Below are 623 nucleotides of genomic sequence, written 5' to 3' on the forward strand. Positions count from 1 at the left end.
GGACGCCTTCGCCCGCGCCCGGATCGCCCAACGGAGCTGGGCCGCGACCCCGCTCCGCCGCCGCAAGCAGATCCTGCTCCGCTTCCACGACCTCGTGCTCGCCCGCCAGGACGAGGCGCTGGACCTGATGCAGGCCGAGAACGGCAAGACCCGCCGGGACGCGTTCCTCGAAGTCGTGGACATCGCCGTCGTGTCCCGGTACTACGCCCGCAACGGCTCCCGGTACCTGGCGCCCAAGCGGCGCCGGGGGGCGATACCGCTGCTCACCCACACCACCGAGCTGCGCCACCCCAAGGGCGTCGTATCCGTCATCTCGCCCTGGAACTACCCGCTGAGCATGGCCGCCAGCGACGCCGTCGCGGCGCTCATGGCCGGCAACGCGGTCGTCCAGAAGCCCGACACCCAGACCGCGCTCACCGCGCTGTGGTCGCTGGAGCTGATGCGGGAGGCCGGACTGCCCTCCGGCGTCTGGCAGATGGTGATCGGGCGGGGCAGCTCCATCGGCGGCGCGCTGATGGCGGGCGCCGACTACATGATGTTCACCGGCTCCACCGCCAGCGGCCGGAGGATCGCGCGGGACGCGGGGGAGCGGCTCATCGGCGCCTCCCTCGAACTCGGCGGCA

1 protein-coding gene is annotated in these 623 nt (G+C 72.7%); it reads left to right on the top strand.

Annotated features, from left to right (window positions below):
* The coding region (locus tag CCN33_RS30670; RefSeq protein ID WP_140394783.1) for an aldehyde dehydrogenase family protein at positions 1 to 623 on the top strand (623 nt) is incomplete at both ends.

Origin of the sequence: Streptomyces recifensis (assembly GCF_002154615.1) — a bacterium.
Lineage (GTDB): Bacteria > Actinomycetota > Actinomycetes > Streptomycetales > Streptomycetaceae > Streptomyces > Streptomyces griseoluteus.